This is a genomic window from Streptococcus sp. SO2 (assembly GCF_030440025.1).
Window position 1 is genome coordinate 45669 of record NZ_JAQFJH010000002.1, and the last position, 19521, is coordinate 65189.

Genomic DNA, 19521 nt, shown 5'->3' on the forward strand with positions numbered 1-19521 from the left:
TTGACTCAACCTCTCTACTTAATCTTCTTAACACTCTGAAAGGCTATAAACCCCACAACCATTCCCACGATATTTTGTAGGAAGTTTGGAAGAATTTCTGGTAAGGCTGCTGCCCATCCATTCATTAGAGTTGAGCCCAGAGCGTAGCCACTTACCATGACGATAGTAGCCAAGACAAGGCCTAGCCATTGCCATTTCCCTTTAAAACCTGCAAAAAATCCTTGCAAGCCATGGTTTACCAAGCTAAAGAACATCCACTGTGGAAAGCCTGATAAAAGGTCAAGCAGAAAAGCTGCTAGTCCTCCAACGACGGCCCCTTCTTTACTGCCAAAGTAAAAGGCAGTAAAGAAAATACCTGCATCCAAGAGAGTCAATATTCCTGTTGCCGTTCCAATTTTCAAGTAATAACCTAGAACCACAGAAAGGGCGGTTAAGAGGGATACAAGGGCGATTTTAGTTGTTTTGGTTTGCTTCATATTGTCTTACTCCATATTGATCTGCTTGTGCAATAGCACGGTAAACGAAAGCTTTCGAGCTCTCTACTGCTGGTAAAAGTTCATCCCCTTTAACCAAGTGACTGGCGATGCTTGAGGCAAAGGTACATCCTGCACCCGCATTTTGGCCTTGAATGACTGGGTTTTCTAGAACAGTGAAAGTTTGTCCATCATAAAAGACATCCACTGCCTTGTCCTGACTGAGGCGATTGCCTCCCTTGATAATAACTGCTGGCGCTCCTAAATCATGCAATTTCTGCGCTACAGCTTTCATGTCTTCCAATGTTTTAATTTCCTGACCAGCCAATAATTCTGCTTCAGGAAGATTTGGCGTAATCACACTGACATGAGGGAAAAAGCGAATCAACTCTTGACAGAGTTCACTAACAGCTACATCATGCGTTTCCTTGCAGACCAAAACGGGGTCCAATACCACAGGCACTCCTGGACGTTGCTTGATAAAGTCCAAGGCCTTCTCAGCCACACTGACAGTAGGAAGAAGGCCAATCTTAATTCCTGCAAACTCGACATCACGTAAGCTATCCAATTCATGTTGAAAAATGGCATCGTCAGTTGGAAAGACTTCAAAGCCCTTTTCGGTCAAGGCCGTCAAACAAGTCACTGCTACAAAGCCATGCAGACCATTTAAGGTATAGGTAGCCAAATCAGCTGATAAACCACCACCACTAAAAATATCATTCCCAGAAAGGGTTAAAATACGATTATTCTTCATAACGAATCTCCTTTAAATACAAGCCATTTGGTGCCGCCGTTGGACCCGCAAGCTGCCTGTCTTTTTTCTCCAAAATCAAGTCAATCTGCTCAACTGGCATTCGATCATTTCCGATTTTGAGCAGTGTCCCCACCATATTGCGAATCTGCTTATACAAGAAACCATTTCCAGAGAAGGTAAAGGTCAAAAACTGCCCTGTCTCATCAACTGTTAAACTAGCTTCTGTAATGGTCCGAACCTTGTCCTCTACACTAGTCCCAGATGCTGTAAAACCGGTAAAATCATGGGTTCCTTCTAATTTCTTGACAGCCTCCTGCATCCGCTCCACGTCGAGCGGATAGGGAAAGTGAGTAGCGTAGTGACGACGCATAGGATTTTTGGGACGTCCTCTATCCACGATAAACTCATAGGTCTTGCTGTGCTTGGCATAACGGCAATGAAAATCATCCGCCACAATCTCAATCGAAATCACATCGATATCTTCTGGAGATTGGGTATCCAGAGCAAAACGGAGTTTTTCCTCATCCATCTGATAGGGCAGATCAAAATGAATGACCTGACCAAGAGCATGGACCCCACTATCCGTCCTACCAGCACCGTGAACAGTGATGGCTTGCCCCTTATTGAGTCTCGTTAAGGTTTTTTCGATTTCCTCTTGAACGCTCCGCGCATGAGGCTGGCGCTGAAAACCGGCAAAGGCAAAACCATCATAAGAAATAGTTGCTTTATATCTTGTCATAACTTCTATTTTATCAGGAAATAAAAGTGTAAACAAGTTTAAAAACCAATAATTGTCTGGGTACAAAATTCCTAGAAAGAAAAACTTAGGAAATTAATCCTAAGCTCTCTTTTGAAGTGCGTACATAACAAAGATAGAAGTGACAATCAACCAGCAGCCTAGAATGGTGAAGACCAACATACCGTTTTGAGTCACCAAACCAATCGCTCCAAGAATGAAAGGTGTCGTGAAGGCTCCAAAGCTACATCCTAGCACTGCAAAAGATGTTGCCTGATTAAGGAGCTTGGCTGGGATTCTTTCAGAAAGAAGCTGAAAGACAGTGGTCAAGGCCACACTGTAGGAAAAACCTGCCACAACACTTCCAACTACCATCACACCCAATGACGGAGACAAGGCAATCACAATCTGCCCCAAGCCAAAGGTGATACCTGACCAAAGGAGCAACCTTTCTTTAAACAGAGAGATAAAGAAAGAAAAACTCACACCTGCCAAGATACCAATCAACTGCATGATACTTAAAACCAAGCTCGATAACTGGGCATCCCCGAGACCTCTTTCCACCATCAGACTAGGAATACGAATGGTGATAGCTGTATTGGTGCAGACAACAACTGCTGCTTCGACAGCCAATAGAAAAATCAAGCCTTTCATCTGTCCTGTCAAACGAGTCGTTTCGGCCTCTTTTTTCTTTGTTTCTTTCTTTTCTTTCCCATAAGGGACAAAGAGCAGATAAAGGATCAATACTAAAAATCCCGCACTGTAGGCCAAAAAGGTCACTGTCCATCCCAAGGATAAGAGTTGACCAACCACTAGAGTCAAAATCGATGCCCCGACAACTTCTGCTGATCCGCGAAGACCCAACATTTGAATCCGTGTCTTTCCATGATAGCGTTCGCTGATGATAGAAATGGCCTTGGCATTGATCATCCCAACACCCAAGCCAAATAAAATCCGCATCGCAAAGACAAAGTTGTACTCCTGATACCAGAAAGGGGCAGTTCCACCGATAGAAAGGATGAGAAGTCCTAGACTAATCTGAAGTCGCTCAGGAAATAACCGCTCCAAAAACCCATTTAAAACCAGCATAATCATAATTCCAAAAGAAGGAAGACTGACCAGGAGCTCGATTTGTTCTTTGGGATAGCCTTGATAGTAGTCAAACATGGCTGGCAGAGCACTTGAGATGGAAAAGGAGGTAATCAAAACGAGGGAGAGGGCCAAAATACTAGCCCGTTCTAAATATTGTTTCATGAATTTTCTTTCTGTATATTTCTCACTGTTGATCCTTTTAAAAGGAAGATGGCAAGAAAAGAAGGAGCCCGATTGAACTAGAGACTCCGTCCTAACTTTCCTAATAGGAAGACTATTTTCGCTTGATTTGCTTGATCAGATAGAAGATGAAGCCTGCAACCATATACGCCGCAAAAATGATCAAACACCATTTGATAACCACGTCCCAACCCTTGTTCACATTCAAAAAGAAATAAGGGAAGGGATTGTCTTTGGAATTCGGAATATTGAGTTTTAAGACCAGGCCGTTAAACAAAGCAAAAATCATATAAACCAAGGGCAAGATGGTCCACAAGACTGGATCCCAGATCTTGTATCGACCCTGTTTATCAAAGAAGAGGGTGTCGGCTAAAAACCAGAGTGGAACGATATAGTGGCAAAGGAAATTTTCCACACGGTAAAAGTCTGTCGCGATCGGAGCAAGCATAAAATGGTAAATCACACAGGTAATCATGATACTCATGGTAACGCCACCCTTGAGACGAAGCAAGGTCGGACTTTGCCAATTTTCAGCTGAACGGCTCATCACACGGAGCAGATAGCCCGTGAAAATCGTTACTAAAAGATTAGACAACACTGTGTAGTAAAGGAGCATTCCAAAGCCACCGTGCTTGGTAATCTCCAAATAAACTCCTGTAAATGCCGCTAAGAACAAAAGTACACGACTATAAAAGATAAATTTGTAGTTCAGTTTCATGGCTAGATTTTCTTAACAAATTCTGACTTGAGTTTCATGGCTCCAAAACCATCAATCTTACAGTCGATGTTGTGGTCACCTTCTACGATACGGATATTTTTAACGCGAGTTCCTTGTTTCAAATCCTTTGGCGCACCTTTTACTTTCAAGTCCTTGATAAGGGTTACAGTATCGCCGTCAGCCAATTTATTTCCATTGGCATCGATAGCAACAACACCTTCTTCTACTTCTGCAACTTCTGCAGGATTCCACTCATAGGCACACTCTGGGCAGACTAAGAGACTTCCGTCTTCGTAGACATATTCTGAATTGCATTTTGGGCAATTTGGTAAGTTGTTCATAAGTCCTCCTAAAACTAACAATTATTCTTTAAAATTCATATGTTATTGAACAGCAACTATTATACCGTAAAATCCTACATTTGACAATGTATCCTAAGTCCAGCAAACAAAAAATCATGCAACTTTTTACAGTTACATGACTTTTAAAAGATGATTGTTCATGGGTACTTATCAAGCACCTCATGATAAAAGGGGTAGCAACTATATCTTACAGACCAGGAGCTTGTCCAAGTTCTGCTGTAAGCATCCAAACTGTTTTCTCAAGTTCAGCCTTAGCACCAACAAAGATATCGTTTGTAACATCATCGCCTTCTTCGTCAGTCACATCCAAAGCCTTTTGGAAAAGACTGATGAGGTAGCGATAAATAGCTAGAACACGTTCCAAGCTTTCTTCAACGTTACGGAATTCTCCTTCTTCTTCTTCGATTTCACTGTGTTGAAGGAATTCTGTCAAAGTTGAGTAAGGTTTGCCACCAAGGGTAATTAAACGTTCGCTGATTTCGTCAAGATAACCATCAAGGCTGTCCATGTATTCATCCATTTTTGGATGCCATACGAGGAAACCACGACCACGCATATACCAGTGTACTTGGTGAAGGGCAATGTGAGCCACATACAAGTCCGCTACTGCTTGGTTCAATACTTCCTTTGTTTTTACCAATGCTACTGGCGCTGTCTTAGATAATGTTGTTACGTCTTTTACTGCTTCTTTTTTCAATTCAACCATATTGATCACCTCATAATATTATTTTTGCAACCATATTTATTGATTACTATCTCAGTATACTACTCCTAGTAGACAAAAGCAAGAAAATTAACCCATATTAAAAAAGTTGTAATTGACTGATAATTTAAGAAAAATATACAGTCTTTAAAAAAAAAGACAGTCTTAGCAGACTGTCTGGAATAACTGAGATTATTTTACAAAATCAAGCAATGCCAAGAAGCTTTCAGCTTCAAGTGACGCACCACCAACAAGGGCACCGTCAACGTCTGGGCAAGCCATGTATGAAGCAACGTTTTCAGGTTTAACAGAACCACCGTATTGAACACGAACTTTGTCCGCAACTTCTTGACCAAAGTCTGCAGCTACAACGTCACGAACGACTTTACACATTTTTTGTGCATCGTCTTGTGAAGCTGATTTACCAGTACCGATAGCCCAGATTGGCTCATAAGCGATAACTGATGCAGCAACTTGTTCTGCAGTCAATCCAGCCAATGCAGCAGATACTTGAGCACCTACGAATTCAGCAGCTTTACCAGCTTCGTAAGTTTCAAGTGACTCACCACAACAGATAATTGGAAGCATACCGTTTGCAAAGATTGCTTTTGCTTTTTTGTTGATATCTTCGTCAGTTTCATGGAAGTAGTCACGACGTTCTGAGTGACCGATAACAACGTAGTCAGTACCGATTTCTTTCAAAACTTGTGGGCTTGTTTCACCAGTGAACGCACCTGCATTTTCAAAGTAGCAGTTTTGAGCAGCAACTTTAAGGTTTGAACCTTTAGCAGCAGCAAGAACAGCTGTCAAATCAAGAGCTGGAGCTGCGATACCTGCTTCAACAAGGTCTGATGAAGGAAGTTTTGATGCAACGGCTTCAACGAATGCTTTTGCTTCTTCTGGATTTTTGTTCATTTTCCAGTTACCAGCGATAAATGGTTTACGTGACATTTCACATACCTCTTTTTTCATTTTATTCACTATTATTCTATCATATTTATAAGGAGCTTGCAAACCTTACTCTAATTTTCAAGATTTTTCAAGCGACTAATCTTGCCACAAATTCATGGCAGCGAGGAAATCAGCCGAAGCCTGAACTTGTTTGGGATTGTTGACTTCTCGCTCTGCTCGTTTGGCCTCTACCTGAGTCACAGACTGAATACCTTCATGGCGCCAGTTTCGTAGGATTGCCTGAATATATTTCCAGTTTGGCTTGCCATTGAGAACGGCCTCTCGGAGAGCTTCCTTGATCAAATCCGCCTTAACTCCGTCTTCTTTGACAGTCTTAGAAAGGTCTTCGATTTCAAATGGTGTTAATAAGCGTCCCAATTCCTGCTGAAAAGTTTCAACCAGATCCTTCAACTGATTCTGCGGGTTTGGGACTGTTGTAGCTGGAGTTTGGCTATCTAGTAAGCTATCCAAGCGTTCAAAAGCCAAACTAGCATCAAAAATCAGCTCAATTTCCCCGTTTAGTTCAATGGTTCGATATTGTAGTAACCCATTTTCAGTCAAATTCGAAATAGATTGGTTGACATCTGCCACTTCTTTCCCAATGATTTCAGCAATCTGGCTAGGCGAAACATCTCCTAGGGCTGTGGTATTTTGTAAATAGAAAAATTGCCAGACGAGAAAATCTTCGCTGGAAGGAAAGAGTTCCTTAAAATGCAAGAGCAGGGCACTTGGCAAAACCAAGTTCCCTGATTTAAAAGCGTCAAAATATGTCATAATTCCTCTTATAAATATCCAAATGAAGCTGCATCGTCCTCTACCTTTTTCCAGTCAAAAGGAGTTTCCTGATAAACAGCATAATTAACCCAGTTACTGAAAAAGAGGGCAGCTGATGAAGACCAACAGAGACACGGTGTCTCATTCACATCATCATTTTTGAAGTAATTTTCCGGAATGTTAGGATTAAGTCCTGCCTCACAATCACGAAAATACTCTTTTGCTAGAGTATCACGGTCATATTCTAAATGACCAAAACTATAAATCTCACGAAGATCCCGACTAGCTAAAATAGAAACACCGACTTGTTCTCCCTCAGAGAGGATTTCCAGATTGGTTTTTCCCAATATCTCTTCCTTATAGATTTCTGTATGACGAGAATGGGGAGCTACATAGCTATCATCAAACCCACGAAAGAGTAGATGGCCCTCTTTCAAGGTATCCTGCGGGTAAATACCTGACAGCTTCTGCTCCATCTGGTATTTTTCAACTCCATAGCGAGCATAAAGACCTGCTTGGGCACCCCAACAGATATGCAGGGTAGAAAAAACATGCGTCTTGGACCATTCGATGACCTGTTTAAACTCCTCCCAGTAGTCCACCTCCTCAAAAGGTAAGTGCTCCACTGGAGCTCCCGTGATGATCATTCCATCAAAAAAGTCATTCTTAACTTCTGAGAAGGTCTTATAGAAGGTCTCCATATGTTCGGCACGAGTCGTCTTTGAACGATGCGTTTCCATATACAAGAAATCGATATCTAACTGAAGAGGCGTATTGGCCAAATGCCGCAAGAGTTGTGTTTCTGTCACAATCTTTTGAGGCATCAGATTTAGAATCAAAATCTTCAAAGGTCGAATATCTTGGTGAGCAGCCCGTTGATCATCCATGACAAAGATATTCTCTGTCCTTAGAATCTCAACAGCAGGTAATTTTTTTTCAATCCGAATCGGCATAATATCCTCCTAACTGTACTCTTTTAGAAATAATTGAATGTGTTTGAAGTCAAATCTCAAACACTTAGTCCTTTTATTATACTGCAAGAAGATATAGTTTTCAATTATAGTTTTTCTCTAACTAGCTATAGTTTGTTTATATAGCAGATGAAGAGAAAACAGCCCCAAGGACTGTTTTTCATTAATAATGCATAAGTACCTTGTAATCGTAATCACCGATTTTTTCGCGGCCTTTAAGTTCATCAAGTTCAATCAAGAAAGCACAACCTGCCACAACTCCACCAAGTCTTTCGATCATTTCAATGGTTGCCTTGACAGTTCCACCTGTCGCCAAGAGGTCATCTACGATGAGAACGCGTTGACCTGGTTTGATGGCATCAGCGTGCATAGTCAAGGTATCAATACCGTACTCTTTTTCATAGTCAGCTGAAATGACTTCACGTGGTAATTTCCCTGGTTTACGAACAGGTGCAAAGCCAATCCCCAACTCAAAAGCAACTGGGCAGCCAACAATAAATCCGCGAGCCTCTGGACCCACGATCATGTCGATTTTCTTGTCAGTTGCATACTGAACGATTTCACGAACAGCATAGCTATAGGCATTGCCATCTGCCATCAATGGGCTGATATCACGGAATGTGATGCCTTCCTTGGGATAATTTTCAATCGTTGCGATATAATCTTTTAAATTCATCTTTTTCTTTCTTTCAAAGTTTTTTACTCTCTATTATAGCATATTTTTTAAGAAAGAAACAAGGAAAAGTTAACTCCAATAATTATCTAACGATTTGACGATTTATAACTAGCCATAGCAATAAAGCCCAATTTCTGTTTATTCTTAGCAAACATTTTATACATAGTTAAAAACTGCTTTCTATTCTCCTTTTTACAAGCATTTACGCAAATTTTCAAAGTTCCTAGCCAACCTTCGTCATAAATCATACCTGATAATTTCATTAATGTCATTTCACCAGTCAATATTTTCACATCATGGTAACCTGATTCTCTCATCACCTGTTCCCAACCATCTTGAGTTAAAGGACCTACATTTACATGAATTGCTTGTGACAATTCCTGTCTGACAGACTCTTTAGCTTCCTTAAGAAGCACATCATGTGTCAAAAGAAGGCCTTCAGGTTTTAAAACCCTTAGATACTCCATTACACATTTTTTCTTAGCTTGATCGGCTTGCATAGTCAGCATAGCTTCATTTATAACAATATCAAAACTAGCATCTTCATAAGGAAGTTTCATTGCATTTGCTCTTTCAAATCTGATCAAATGACCAACACCTGCCGTTTCAGCAGATTTTTTAGCCGCTTCTAAGGCTTGTCCATCCATATCAACAGCAGTTATCTTACAACCAAAACGCTGTGCCAACTCAATTGCTGTAGTTCCCCTATTGCACGCAACTTCTAGTATTCTCTTTTCTTTTGAAAATCCTCCTTCCGCAATTAACCAATCTGTAGCACGTTTTCCACCTGGACGTAAGCGTTTTTTCCCCAGTTTTGCTAAAAACTTATGACCTGCTTCTGACATTTGAACACCTCTATTTTTTCTTCATTATAACATAAAATTATATTATCTGACAATTCTAATTTATTATTTGATAAACTAGAATCAAAAGCATACAAGCTGCCATGACTATAGGCATAAATCTATTAATCACCTCTCTAGTTCGAATTCAATTGCTCACGTAGTTTACGCATATAGGTTACGATTACATATTTGTACTTTAGAGTTACTGGCCTCCTTGTCCGCTATATACGCTTTACTATCACGTGCCTATTCGTATAGCTAAGATTTCTCTATCTCTTTCTCTGCCGATTCTTATTTCCAACGTCAGACTTAAACAGTCTATCCTAATGCCGTTCGATCAGCTACTCAAAATAGTCAGGTTTGGGAATCACTTTTGGGTTTACTAGTATATGGTACCTACAGAGGACTTACACCTCAGATGAACGGAATGCCCGTTGTACCTAAAAAACGAGCACATTCGTACTCGTTTTTAAAAATCTGTTAATTAAAGTGAGTTTACGTCAACCTTGATACCAACACCTTGAGTAGTTGTGATAGTCAAGTTTGTTACGTAAGTTCCTTTAGCTGTAGCTGGTTTTGCTTTTTGGATTGTTTCGTTGAAAGCTTTAAAGTTTTCAACCAATTTTTCAGCTTCAAATGATACTTTACCGATGATTGCTTGAACGTTACCTGCACGGTCAGCACGGTAAGTGATTTTACCACCTTTAGACTCTTCAACTGCTTTAGCAACATCCATTGTTACAGTACCAGTCTTAGGGTTTGGCATCAAGTTACGTGGTCCAAGGACACGTCCAAGACGTCCAACAAGAGCCATCATGTCAGGTGTAGCGATAACTACGTCGAAGTCCAACCAACCGTCGTTGATTTTCGCAACAAGGTCATCTTCACCAACAAAGTCTGCACCAGCAGCTTTTGCTTCTTCAGCTTTTGCACCACGTGCAAAAACAAGAACGCGTGAAGTTTTACCAGTACCGTTTGGCAATACCATTGCGCCACGGATTTGTTGGTCAGCTTTTTTAACGTCGATGTTCAAGTTGTAAGCAACTTCTACAGTTGCGTCAAATTTTGCAAAGTTAGTTTCTTTTGCAAGTGCTACAGCCTCTTCTACACTGTATGCTTTTGTGCTGTCGATTTTCTCAAGAGCAGCACGAAGTTGTTTGCTTTTTTTAGCCATTTTCTATTCTCCTTGTAAGTGGTTCAATCGATTTTCATCTCCCACGTCACTTCTCGAAATGATGAAGTCTTGCGGGTTTTCAATCTATTAATATTCTTTTCCTACTTCCTTAAGTTCCTTTGCCGTACCCAAGTACAAGCATCAGTCACTTACCTAGTATGAAAAGTAACTAATAGACTGCTGTGAGATTTTCTACTGTGTTATTGATTAGTCAACAACAGTGAATCCCATAGAACGAGCAGTACCTTCGATCATACGCATTGCAGACTCAATGTTTGCTGCGTTCAAATCTGGCATCTTAGTTTCTGCAATTTCTTGTACTTGTGCACGAGTAACTGTAGCAACTTTAGTTTTGTTAGGTGTACCTGATCCTTTTTCAACACCTGCAGCTTTTTTCAAAAGAACAGCAGCTGGTGGTGTTTTTGTAACGAAAGTAAATGATTTGTCTTCGTATACTGAGATAACAACTGGAATGATCATACCAGCTTGGTCAGCTGTACGAGCGTTGAACTCTTTTGTGAATCCCATGATGTTGATACCAGCTTGACCAAGAGCAGGTCCAACTGGTGGAGCTGGTGTAGCTTTACCAGCAGGGATTTGCAATTTTACAAGTTTTTCGACTTTTTTAGCCATTTTTAAATCCTCCTTTGTGGTTTTGGCGGTAATGTAAGATTTTTACCTCCCACAAGTATGCTTTACACATACCTTTCCATTATACACTATTTATCTAAAAATGCAAGAGAAAAATTACTTTTTTAATCGACGTAATCTCCGCCTTCAAAGCCATAGTACTCTTCCAAACTGAGACCACTTGCAGCAATTTCTTTGGCTTCTTTTCCAACGTAGCGAAGATGCCATTCTTCTGCCATGTAGCCAGTCTCTTTTTCCTTGCCTTTGAGATAGCGAACAACAAAGCCATAGTCAGCCGCATGATCTAAGAGCCACTGGGCTGCCTTCTCCTCTGTTACCAATTCTCCATTAGTACCAATCAAATCAAAAGCAAGACCCGTTTGGTGTTCACTATAACCTGGGCGTGCTGAATAGCGATCTGCAGCTTCCTTCCCATCTTGATTCACATAGTCTTGATAAAGTTTGGTTTGGGTTTCATAACTTCTAAAACCACTGTAGTGATCGCTGATTGGGTAGCCAGCTGCTTGCATTGCTGCAATGAGTTTGACCAACTCTGCTTTAGCTGTTGGATTTTCTCCTGGATTATAGTCTTTTGACAAAGGATAGTGCTTATTAGCTATGACGATTTCATCGTACTTCCCTTGAATACTATAGTAGTCTCCCTTATTGACAACTTCTGCTTTCTTCTGACTAGAGGCTTGAGATTTGCTCCCTACAGTTCCTTCAGGTTGACTAGTTTGTTCCGTTTTTTGAGTGTTTTCTTCATTTTTAGGTTTTTCTTGAGAACATGCTGCTAGGGTTACTGCCAGCAAACCAGATAAAACAATGTATCTTTTTTTCATTTTTTCTTCCTCTCTTAGACCAAGTGCTTCTCTAATTCATCGGATAAGGCTTTAATCATTTGTTCCAACTCATGGGATTTCACTTGGCAATCTTCTGCCGCCATTTCTTCCCATGGCACCCACCAGACTGGACCACGACCATTAAGACCATAACCTTTCATATCACCTGTTCTTCTCGGAAAAAGATGCCAATGAGCGTGGGCATCTCCATTTCCTAGAAGTTCAATGTTCATCTTTTCAGCTTTAAACGTTTTGGCAACAGCTTCTTGGACCAAACTCATTTCCTCTAGAAAACGAAGTTTTACAGAAGTCTCCATATGGTGGAGTTCTGTAACATGCTCTTTTGCCAGAAATAAGGTATAGCCCTTAAAGTATTGGTGGTCTCCAATAACAACATAGCCTGTTTCTAGTTCTTTTACAAAGTAGGGATTTTCCCCTGCCTTGATCCATTCAATTCTTTGACAAATCAAGCACATATTAGTCCACCAATGCACTCTTGAGATAGGCGTCTACCATACGCTCAGTCGCCACGACCGAATCAATGTGTGTTCGTTCGTAAGAGTGACTGGATTCAATACCAGCTCCAAGGAGGGCGTGTTTGACCTCTGCTCCTGCTGACATAGCTGCTGAAGCGTCCGATCCATAAAATGGATAGATATCCAGCTTAAATGGAATATCTTGCTCTTTCGCCAAAGCTACTAAGTGTTGACGGAAGTCATAGTGATAAGGACCAGAAGCATCCTTGACACAGATAGATACTGTGTACTCATCCGTCTGTTGGTCATCGCCCATAGCTCCCATATCTACAGCTAGATATTCCACTACCTGAGCTGGAATATTGGAGTTGGCACCGTGACCCACCTCTTCGAAGACTGAAAAAGCAAAATGAGTTGTTACTGGCAATTCAATCCCCTCTTCCTTGTAAATACGAAGAAGATTGAGCAAAATTGCTGCGCTGACCTTGTCATCCAAGTGTCGAGACTTGATAAAACCAGTTTCTGTCACAACTGTTCGCGGATCGAAACTAATAAAGTCTCCAACCTCAATACCCAAGGCGCGGGTTTCTTTTTCATTGGTTACTTTTGCATCCAAACGCACTTCCATATTGTCCTGAGTACGTTCAGCAGTTCCTGCATCCTTGTAGACATGGCAAGATGTCTGGTGGATGAGGATAGTTCCAGATACCGTTTTACCTGTACTAGCCACATGAACCGTACAGTTCTCTCCCTCAATCATGTTCCAAGGGAAACCACCGATACGATCCAATTTGAGACGGCCATCCGGTTTGACAGCACGGACAATAGCACCCAGCGTATCCACATGGGCAGTCACATAGCGGTGTTGGTCATCATTTTGACCTTTAATAGTAACATTGACACCACCCTTAGCAGTTCGAATAGGCTGGTAACCAAGCTCTTCTAAAGTATGGACTAGGTAGTCTGAAATCTCACGAGTAAAGCCCGTTGGAGATGCAATAGCAGTTAATTCTTTGATATAGTTTACAGTTTGATTCATTTCTTCACCTCTTTCCTACCATTATAACATTTTTCTAGTCAGACTCCTTCTCAAAAGGAGAAAAACTGTGTTTAGTTGCTTTCACTATAGATCCATGTTATAATACAAATACTTTGATTATGAAAGGAAAGTAATAGATATGAAATCATACTTTAAAGTATCACTAGCCCTTGTGGCTTCACTTGTCCTCCTGCTCGGATGTTCCAAACAAGCATCAACTACTGCTAGCAGCAGTACCAAAGAAGACACAACAACTCAGTCAAACGAGACTAAACAAAGCAGTCAACAATCATCTGAAAAGAAAGAAACAACTAAAACACATACCTTTGTAAACAAAAGCAATTCTGGAATCACTTCTACCTTGATTTATACTGTAGAAGGGGACAATGTTATCAAGCAATCAGCTAATAACATTGCTGATCCTGAAATCCTTGGTGCAACTCCAGAAGATGTCAAGAGTTTTATCGAAGAAAAGTACAAAGGTTATAATGGACTCAAAGGTGTTAAACAAACGATTGAAATCAAAGATGGTAAAGTTGTTCAAGATCTAGAAGTTGATTTCTCAGTTGCAAGCATTAGCGAACTTAGAAAAGCACTTCCTGAAGAATATTCTGGTATCGGTAATCGTGTCAGTTTCTCAAATTCTAAAAAAGCACTGGAAAAAATGGGATTCACAGAAAAGACGAACTAATCTCCCAAAATTTCATATAGACTAGTGTAGGTCCACCCCAAAAGTTAGACACAACTCTGACTCTTGGGGTATTTTACTATATTCCTAACTGATGAGTCCGATAGATTCCTCCAAATCCCATAAAAAGTGCATTTAAAACTTCCCACTTTTCAATCCATACGATAAAAAATTTTTGAAACAGATAGAGACAAAACTTTAATCGTCAGACTAGTTTCTGTTCATTGTCATGTCAAATCAGATGAGAGGGGAGGTCTAGTTGATTTTGTAGTAGAATCATGTTATAATACAAAATACTTTGATTATGAAAGGAAATTTTATGAAAACTCTTGTTAAAACTTCACTAGCCCTAGTGGCTTCACTTGTCCTCCTGCTCGGATGCTCCAAACAAGCATCTACACCTGCTAGCAGCAGTACCAAAGAAGACACAACAACTCAGTCAAGCGAGACCAAACAAAGCAGCCAACAATCATCTGAAAAGAAAGATGAGACAGAAACCCACACATTTGTTCACAATAGCAATCCCGGAAGAACTTCTACCTTGACATACACTGTTAAGGGGGATGATGTTGTAAAACAAGAAGTCTATAATGTTTTTGACCCTGAAATACTGGACAAGTCAGCAGAAGAGATTAAAGAACTTATCGTGAAAACTTATAAAAAGGAGGAAGGACTTAAAGGCATTACACAAAATATCGAATTCAAAGATGGAAAAGTCATCCATAGCATGGAGGTTGACATGACTGTTGTGAATCTCGAAGAGATGAAAAAAGCAATGCCAAATGAAGTTTCTGGCTCTGGAAGCCGTGTAAGTTTCCTAAAAACTAGAAAAATGCTTAAAGAGGCTGGTTATACTGAACAAACCAACTAACGAGTCGTGCTTATACAAAAAATTCTTGGTCGTTGACCAAGAATTTTTTTATTCCATCTCAAAAACATCACTCTCTTGTTTGTTTGGTAGAACCAGCGAAAGCAAGATTCCGATAATAGCTGGCACTAGCCATGGAAGAGAGGCTGACGCAAACGGAAGGGCATTAATCAGATTTTCAAGAAACTCAATCTTAAAGGAACTTCCAAGAACGCTTGCAAGAGCAATAGCTGTAACAAGGCTAATGGTTAACTGCATGCCCGGTTTTGATAAGGGTACAAACTTATTCACAATCACGATCATCACAATGGAGATGGTGATTGGGTACAAGATTACAAGTACTGGCACTGAGTACTTAATGATTGCATCAAGGCCAAGATTAGCAATAGCAAACCCAATCAAGGTAAAGGCAGTTGCATAGACCTTGTAACTGATTTGTGGGAAACGTCCGTTAAAGAACTCTGCTGTCGACACAATCAAGCCAACTGTCGTTGTGAAACAGGTTACAGTTACCATAACAGCAAGAAAGAGCTGAGCTGTTGAACCAAAGATTTCCTGAGTTGCTTGTGACAAGATATAAACGCCTGGTGTTCCACCCTTCATCACTTCTGCTGGTACTGGGAAATGATTTCCAAGGAATCCTAAACCGATGTAGAGAGCGCTAAAGGCAAGAGCTACCACAATACCAACAACCCAAATAGTTGAGATGTATTCTTTCTTACTTGAAAATCCAAGTTGTTTCAAGGTTTGAACTGCAATCACACTGAAGGCAACTGAAGCAAGGGCATCCAAGGTGTTATAACCTTCTAGGAATCCTGTACCAAAGGCAGAAGCTTGATAAGCAGCTGAAGCCGCTTGAGGGCTTGTTCCACCATATTTGAAGGCACCTAGTACAACCAAGATAACGATCAATAAGGCAAAGACTGGCGTTAAAACACGTCCAATTCGATCCAAAATCTTTGATGGATTGAGTGAAATCAGATAGGCTGCTGCAAAATAAAGCACAGTAAAAACAATCAATCCTAGACCTTTGTTTGCTTCGGATAAGAGGGGGCTAATCCCAACTTCATAAGCTGTTGTGGCTGTACGCGGAATGGCAAAGAAGGGGCCAATCGATAGATAGAGGACTGCAAGATAAAGCGTCGCAAACCAAGGTGAGATTTTCTTAGAAATCTCGTGAATGTATCCTTTAGGGTTTAGCGTTCCGATGATGAGCGTTAGGACAGCAATCCCGACACCCGAAAATACAAAACCTGCGATGGCAGGAAGAAACTGTTCTCCAGATAAAGCACCTAGAGAAGGCGGAAAGATCAAGTTCCCCGCACCAAAAAATATTCCAAACAGGAGCAAGCCTGTTAGGGCACCTTTTTTAGCCATAATAATCTCCTTCATATTTCTAAAATACTGACCTAGTATACCATTATTAAGACTCTGAAAAAAGTATCCAAAATTAATCATTGAATGTTTTCAATATTTTTAAAAATAAGAATTATCTAAAAACAAAATCCCTCACTCAGTTGGAACCGAGCAAGGGAAGATTAGGATCTATCACCATAGAGGTTTAAAGATTTTCAAAGGCCGTCATTCCACCTTGAACATTGATAACTTCATAACCCTGTTCAACTAGAAATTGACAAGCACGCGCTGAACGTATTCCAGATTTACAAATGACATAATGCAAGAGGTCCTTGTCCAACTGATCATAGATATCAGCTAATTGACTAAGTGGTAGGTTTTGAGCACCTTCTAAATGAAGCGTCTGGAACTCTTCTACTTCTCTCACGTCCACTAGAGAAAGTTGCTCATTTTGATAAAGCTGGTAAAAATCGTTAAAAGTAATTTCTTTCATTTTGTTTCTCCAAGAATCTTTTGAATTCTTTTTTTCAAATCGGGCACTACTTCTGACTCAAACCAAGGATTTTTGGCCATCCAGATTTGATTTCGTGGTGAGGGGTGCACCAGAGGGAAAAATTCTGGTAGATAGTCTTTGTAGTGTTTTACCCGTTCTGTCACCTTGCCACTAACTTTTTCATGTAAATAATAGGCTTGGGCATATTGTCCAATCAAGAGAGTTAATTGGATATCGGGCAACTCTTGCAAGAGTTGCGGATGCCATTTTTCTGCAAAACCTGTACGAGGTGGAAGGTCGCCTGACTTGCCATGCCCCGGAAAGTAGAAATCCATGGGCAGAACTGCAAAATAACCTGAATTGTAAAAGGTGTCCTCATCCACACCTAGCCACTCACGCAAGCGATCGCCACTCTTATCCTTCCAATAAATCCCAGCTTCTTGCGTTTTAAGCCCCGGAGCCTGACCGACAATATTGATGCGGGCAGTTTTTGGCGCCGCAAAGAGAGGTTCGATTCCGCGTTCTGTATAGCTGGTATTCTGTGGATCAGCCATAATGGCTTGCTTGATTCTTTCGATTTGAGACATCTGTTTTCCCTCCAAAAAGAAGTCCAAGCATAAAATCTCAGACTTCTATCATTTTATTTGATCAGTTCATAAATAGCTTCTGCATAGATTGCTGCTGCTCGGAAGAGATCGTCCAAGGCGATAAATTCGTTGGCTTGGTGCATGGTATCGATTGAGTCCGGGAACATGGCACCATAGGCAACGCCACGTTCCAGCAAGCGACCAAAGGTACCACCACCGATGACTTGCTCGTGACCTTTAAGACCAGTTTGTTTTTCATAAACATTCAACAAGGTTTGTACAAGTGGATCTTCCATTGGCACGTAGTGAGGTGTGTGACCGTGTTCAGAAAGGCTAACAGAAGCAACTGGCAAGTTTTCAAGGATTGACTTGATTTGCTCTGGGCTTGTTCCTTTTGGATAACGGAAGTTAAGGGCAATGGTATTGTCAGTACTTGTTTCATCAAAGCGGAAGACACCGGCATTCATAGAAAGGGCACCCATCTTTTCATCTACATGAGCAACCTTGAGATTTGTACCCTCATGGTCATTCAAAAGAATCTTACCAGCGATGTCGAGGTAGTCTTTTGCAGGTCCTGCAAAGTCAAACTGACTGAGGAAGAGGGCCAGATAGGTCGCACCATTGACACCTGAAGCAGGCATAGCACCATGAGCTGATTTACCAATGATGGTCACCTTGTATTTGCCAGCTTCTTCTTTGATTTCTCCTCTGAGTTTGTGTTCTGCAACAAAGGCATCTAGTTTAGCTTGCAAGTCATCCAAGTCACCTGAAACGACTGCTGTTGCTGATTCAGGTACCATGTTTTCACGCAAACCACCTGTGAAGCTGTGAAGGCGAGCTGCACCTGTATTTTCACCTGCAAAGTGGAGGTATTCAGTGATGTTCCCTTTTTCACCATTGATGATAGGGAATTCAGCATCTGGAGAGAAACCGAAGTCTGGTTTGGCTAGTCCTACATGTTCAAAGTAGTAGTCCATGTCTGCCCAACCTGATTCTTCGTCTGTTCCGACGATGAAACGAACTTTTTTAGAAGTTGGAAGGCCCAATTCTTTGATGATTTTCAAACCATAGTAACAAGCAGTTGTAGGTCCCTTGTCATCGGAAGCACCACGCGCATAAAGGCGACCGTCTTTGATAGTTGGTGTATAAGGGTCCGTGTCCCAACCGCTACCAGCTGGCACCACGTCCATGTGAGCAAAGATTCCGAGAACTTCTTCTCCTTCACCAAACTCAAAATGTCCTGCGTAGTTATCAACATTCTTCGTTGGATAGCCATCGCGGTCTGCGATTTCAAGGAATTTTTCCAAGGCTTTTACTGGCCCAGGTCCAAAAGGATGTTGCGCATCTACCTTGCTGTCGTCACGTTCTGAGTTGATTTCCAAAAGGCTAAACAAGTCAGCCAAGAGGTCTTCTTTGCGTTTTTCTACTTCTGCTGTAAAATCAATTGCTGTCATTTTTTCTTCCTTCTATCTTTTCTCGATGATTTCATCCACTGGCAAGCGGTAGCTTGGTTCTAATTTCTCGTCTGTGTAACCTACAGTAATCAAAAGCTCAGGGCGGAATCGGTCTTCAATATCCAAAACTTCGTTGGCTTTTGATTTGTCAAATCCAAGGATAATGTTAGAACCGATTCCCTGGTCTGTCAAAGCCAGAACCAAGTTCATAGCAACCAAACCTGCATTGAGGGCTAGGTAGTCGCTGACTTGTTGCTCACTGTAACGTGCAAATTCAGCAGGCAGATTCTTCATAAAATATTGAAGTTGCTCTTCTGAGAAATTCTTTGCACCACCAACTCGGGCAATCTTGCGGGCACGTTTGGCAAGATCTGTATCTGTAAACAAGGCAATGGTCACTGGCGCTGATGATACCTGCTCAAAGTTCGAACCATATGCTAATTTTGCCAATTCTGCATTTTTTTCACGAACCACCACAAACTTCCATGGCTGGCTGTTATGGGCACTTGGGGCCAAGGTTGCGATTTCGATAGCCGTACGCACATCTTTGGGATCTACCGGTTTATCAGTAAAATGCTTAGTCGCATGACGTTTTTTATTTAATTCAAGAAATTTCATAATCGATTTCCTTTTCTAATTCTACTGCATCCATTCTACCATATTTTGAAAGAGCTTGCAG

24 protein-coding genes are annotated in these 19521 nt (G+C 41.0%); 2 read left to right on the plus strand and 22 right to left on the minus strand.

The window, feature by feature from the left end:
• Window positions 1-14 precede the first annotated feature (14 nt).
• The 17 genes from PCY17_RS02695 to PCY17_RS02775 form a co-directional block, all read right to left on the minus strand.
• Entirely contained in the window at window positions 15-476 is a 462-nt protein-coding gene (locus PCY17_RS02695) for an ECF transporter S component (protein ID WP_301391150.1), read from the minus strand.
• Entirely contained in the window at window positions 454-1227 is a 774-nt protein-coding gene (locus tag PCY17_RS02700; RefSeq protein ID WP_301391151.1) for a bifunctional hydroxymethylpyrimidine kinase/phosphomethylpyrimidine kinase, read from the minus strand. Before PCY17_RS02700 ends, PCY17_RS02695 begins: the two co-directional genes overlap by 23 nt.
• Complete coding sequence (truA, locus tag PCY17_RS02705) at window positions 1217-1966, minus strand: tRNA pseudouridine(38-40) synthase TruA (protein WP_301391152.1); 750 nt, start codon at window positions 1964-1966, stop codon at window positions 1217-1219. The genes PCY17_RS02700 and truA overlap by 11 nt, the downstream gene beginning before the upstream one ends.
• A 99-nt stretch (window positions 1967-2065) precedes the next feature.
• Entirely contained in the window at window positions 2066-3217 is a 1152-nt protein-coding gene (locus PCY17_RS02710; RefSeq protein WP_045617502.1) for an MFS transporter, read from the minus strand.
• Between the two features lie 112 nt (window positions 3218-3329).
• The gene (locus tag PCY17_RS02715) at window positions 3330-3953 is read right to left on the minus strand and encodes a Pr6Pr family membrane protein (protein WP_301391153.1); all 624 of its coding nucleotides are present in this window, start codon (window positions 3951-3953) and stop codon (window positions 3330-3332) included.
• Window positions 3954-3955: 2 nt separating this feature from the next.
• Window positions 3956-4294, minus strand: a complete 339-nt coding sequence (locus PCY17_RS02720) for a zinc ribbon domain-containing protein YjdM (protein ID WP_001061600.1) — start codon at window positions 4292-4294, stop codon at window positions 3956-3958.
• A gap of 208 nt (window positions 4295-4502) precedes the next feature.
• Window positions 4503-5021 (minus strand): DNA starvation/stationary phase protection protein, encoded by a 519-nt coding sequence (locus PCY17_RS02725; RefSeq protein WP_301391154.1) that lies wholly within the window; start codon window positions 5019-5021, stop codon window positions 4503-4505.
• 189 nt (window positions 5022-5210) lie between these two features.
• On the minus strand, window positions 5211-5969 hold the full coding sequence (tpiA, locus tag PCY17_RS02730) for a triose-phosphate isomerase (RefSeq protein WP_000087891.1): 759 nt from the start codon (window positions 5967-5969) through the stop codon (window positions 5211-5213).
• A gap of 96 nt (window positions 5970-6065) precedes the next feature.
• Window positions 6066-6743 carry a DnaD domain-containing protein gene (locus PCY17_RS02735; RefSeq protein WP_301391155.1) on the minus strand — a complete coding sequence of 226 codons (678 nt, stop codon included), beginning with the start codon at window positions 6741-6743 and terminating at the stop codon, window positions 6066-6068.
• Window positions 6744-6751: 8 nt separating this feature from the next.
• On the minus strand, window positions 6752-7696 hold the full coding sequence (gene metA, locus PCY17_RS02740) for a homoserine O-succinyltransferase (RefSeq protein ID WP_084944384.1): 945 nt from the start codon (window positions 7694-7696) through the stop codon (window positions 6752-6754).
• 181 nt (window positions 7697-7877) lie between these two features.
• The gene (locus tag PCY17_RS02745) at window positions 7878-8390 is read right to left on the minus strand and encodes an adenine phosphoribosyltransferase (protein ID WP_001049316.1); all 513 of its coding nucleotides are present in this window, start codon (window positions 8388-8390) and stop codon (window positions 7878-7880) included.
• A gap of 86 nt (window positions 8391-8476) precedes the next feature.
• Window positions 8477-9235: a class I SAM-dependent methyltransferase gene (locus PCY17_RS02750; protein ID WP_049477952.1), complete on the minus strand. Its 759-nt coding sequence runs from the start codon at window positions 9233-9235 to the stop codon at window positions 8477-8479.
• Between the two features lie 484 nt (window positions 9236-9719).
• Window positions 9720-10409, minus strand: coding sequence for a 50S ribosomal protein L1 (gene rplA / locus PCY17_RS02755; RefSeq protein WP_001085675.1), 690 nt, complete (start codon window positions 10407-10409; stop codon window positions 9720-9722).
• 207 nt (window positions 10410-10616) lie between these two features.
• On the minus strand, window positions 10617-11042 hold the full coding sequence (rplK, locus tag PCY17_RS02760; RefSeq protein WP_001085808.1) for a 50S ribosomal protein L11: 426 nt from the start codon (window positions 11040-11042) through the stop codon (window positions 10617-10619).
• A gap of 122 nt (window positions 11043-11164) precedes the next feature.
• Window positions 11165-11881 (minus strand): LD-carboxypeptidase LdcB/DacB, encoded by a 717-nt coding sequence (gene ldcB / locus PCY17_RS02765; RefSeq protein WP_000747741.1) that lies wholly within the window; start codon window positions 11879-11881, stop codon window positions 11165-11167.
• A gap of 14 nt (window positions 11882-11895) precedes the next feature.
• Window positions 11896-12357 carry an HIT family protein gene (locus PCY17_RS02770; protein ID WP_000335633.1) on the minus strand — a complete coding sequence of 154 codons (462 nt, stop codon included), beginning with the start codon at window positions 12355-12357 and terminating at the stop codon, window positions 11896-11898.
• A gap of 1 nt (window position 12358) precedes the next feature.
• Window positions 12359-13396, minus strand: a complete 1038-nt coding sequence (locus tag PCY17_RS02775) for a M42 family metallopeptidase (protein ID WP_301391664.1) — start codon at window positions 13394-13396, stop codon at window positions 12359-12361.
• Between the two features lie 139 nt (window positions 13397-13535).
• On the opposite strand from PCY17_RS02775, the gene PCY17_RS02780 reads away from it, so the two are divergent.
• Together PCY17_RS02780 and PCY17_RS02785 are read left to right on the plus strand one after the other, a co-directional pair.
• Window positions 13536-14087 carry a DUF1307 domain-containing protein gene (locus tag PCY17_RS02780; protein ID WP_000844333.1) on the plus strand — a complete coding sequence of 184 codons (552 nt, stop codon included), beginning with the start codon at window positions 13536-13538 and terminating at the stop codon, window positions 14085-14087.
• Between the two features lie 316 nt (window positions 14088-14403).
• The gene (locus PCY17_RS02785) at window positions 14404-14955 is read left to right on the plus strand and encodes a DUF1307 domain-containing protein (protein WP_000855328.1); all 552 of its coding nucleotides are present in this window, start codon (window positions 14404-14406) and stop codon (window positions 14953-14955) included.
• A 48-nt stretch (window positions 14956-15003) separates the two neighbouring features.
• On the opposite strand, the gene brnQ is transcribed toward PCY17_RS02785, so the two are convergent.
• The 5 genes from brnQ to PCY17_RS02810 form a co-directional block, all read right to left on the minus strand.
• Complete coding sequence (gene brnQ, locus PCY17_RS02790; protein WP_301391665.1) at window positions 15004-16329, minus strand: branched-chain amino acid transport system II carrier protein; 1326 nt, start codon at window positions 16327-16329, stop codon at window positions 15004-15006.
• Window positions 16330-16513: 184 nt separating this feature from the next.
• The gene (locus tag PCY17_RS02795; protein WP_000659165.1) at window positions 16514-16801 is read right to left on the minus strand and encodes a rhodanese-like domain-containing protein; all 288 of its coding nucleotides are present in this window, start codon (window positions 16799-16801) and stop codon (window positions 16514-16516) included.
• Complete coding sequence (locus PCY17_RS02800; protein ID WP_000078137.1) at window positions 16798-17388, minus strand: uracil-DNA glycosylase family protein; 591 nt, start codon at window positions 17386-17388, stop codon at window positions 16798-16800. Before PCY17_RS02800 ends, PCY17_RS02795 begins: the two co-directional genes overlap by 4 nt.
• 53 nt (window positions 17389-17441) lie before the next feature.
• Window positions 17442-18842 (minus strand): dipeptidase PepV, encoded by a 1401-nt coding sequence (gene pepV, locus PCY17_RS02805; protein ID WP_169446511.1) that lies wholly within the window; start codon window positions 18840-18842, stop codon window positions 17442-17444.
• Window positions 18843-18854: 12 nt separating this feature from the next.
• Window positions 18855-19460: a nitroreductase family protein gene (locus tag PCY17_RS02810; RefSeq protein WP_000670152.1), complete on the minus strand. Its 606-nt coding sequence runs from the start codon at window positions 19458-19460 to the stop codon at window positions 18855-18857.
• Window positions 19461-19521 lie beyond the last annotated feature (61 nt).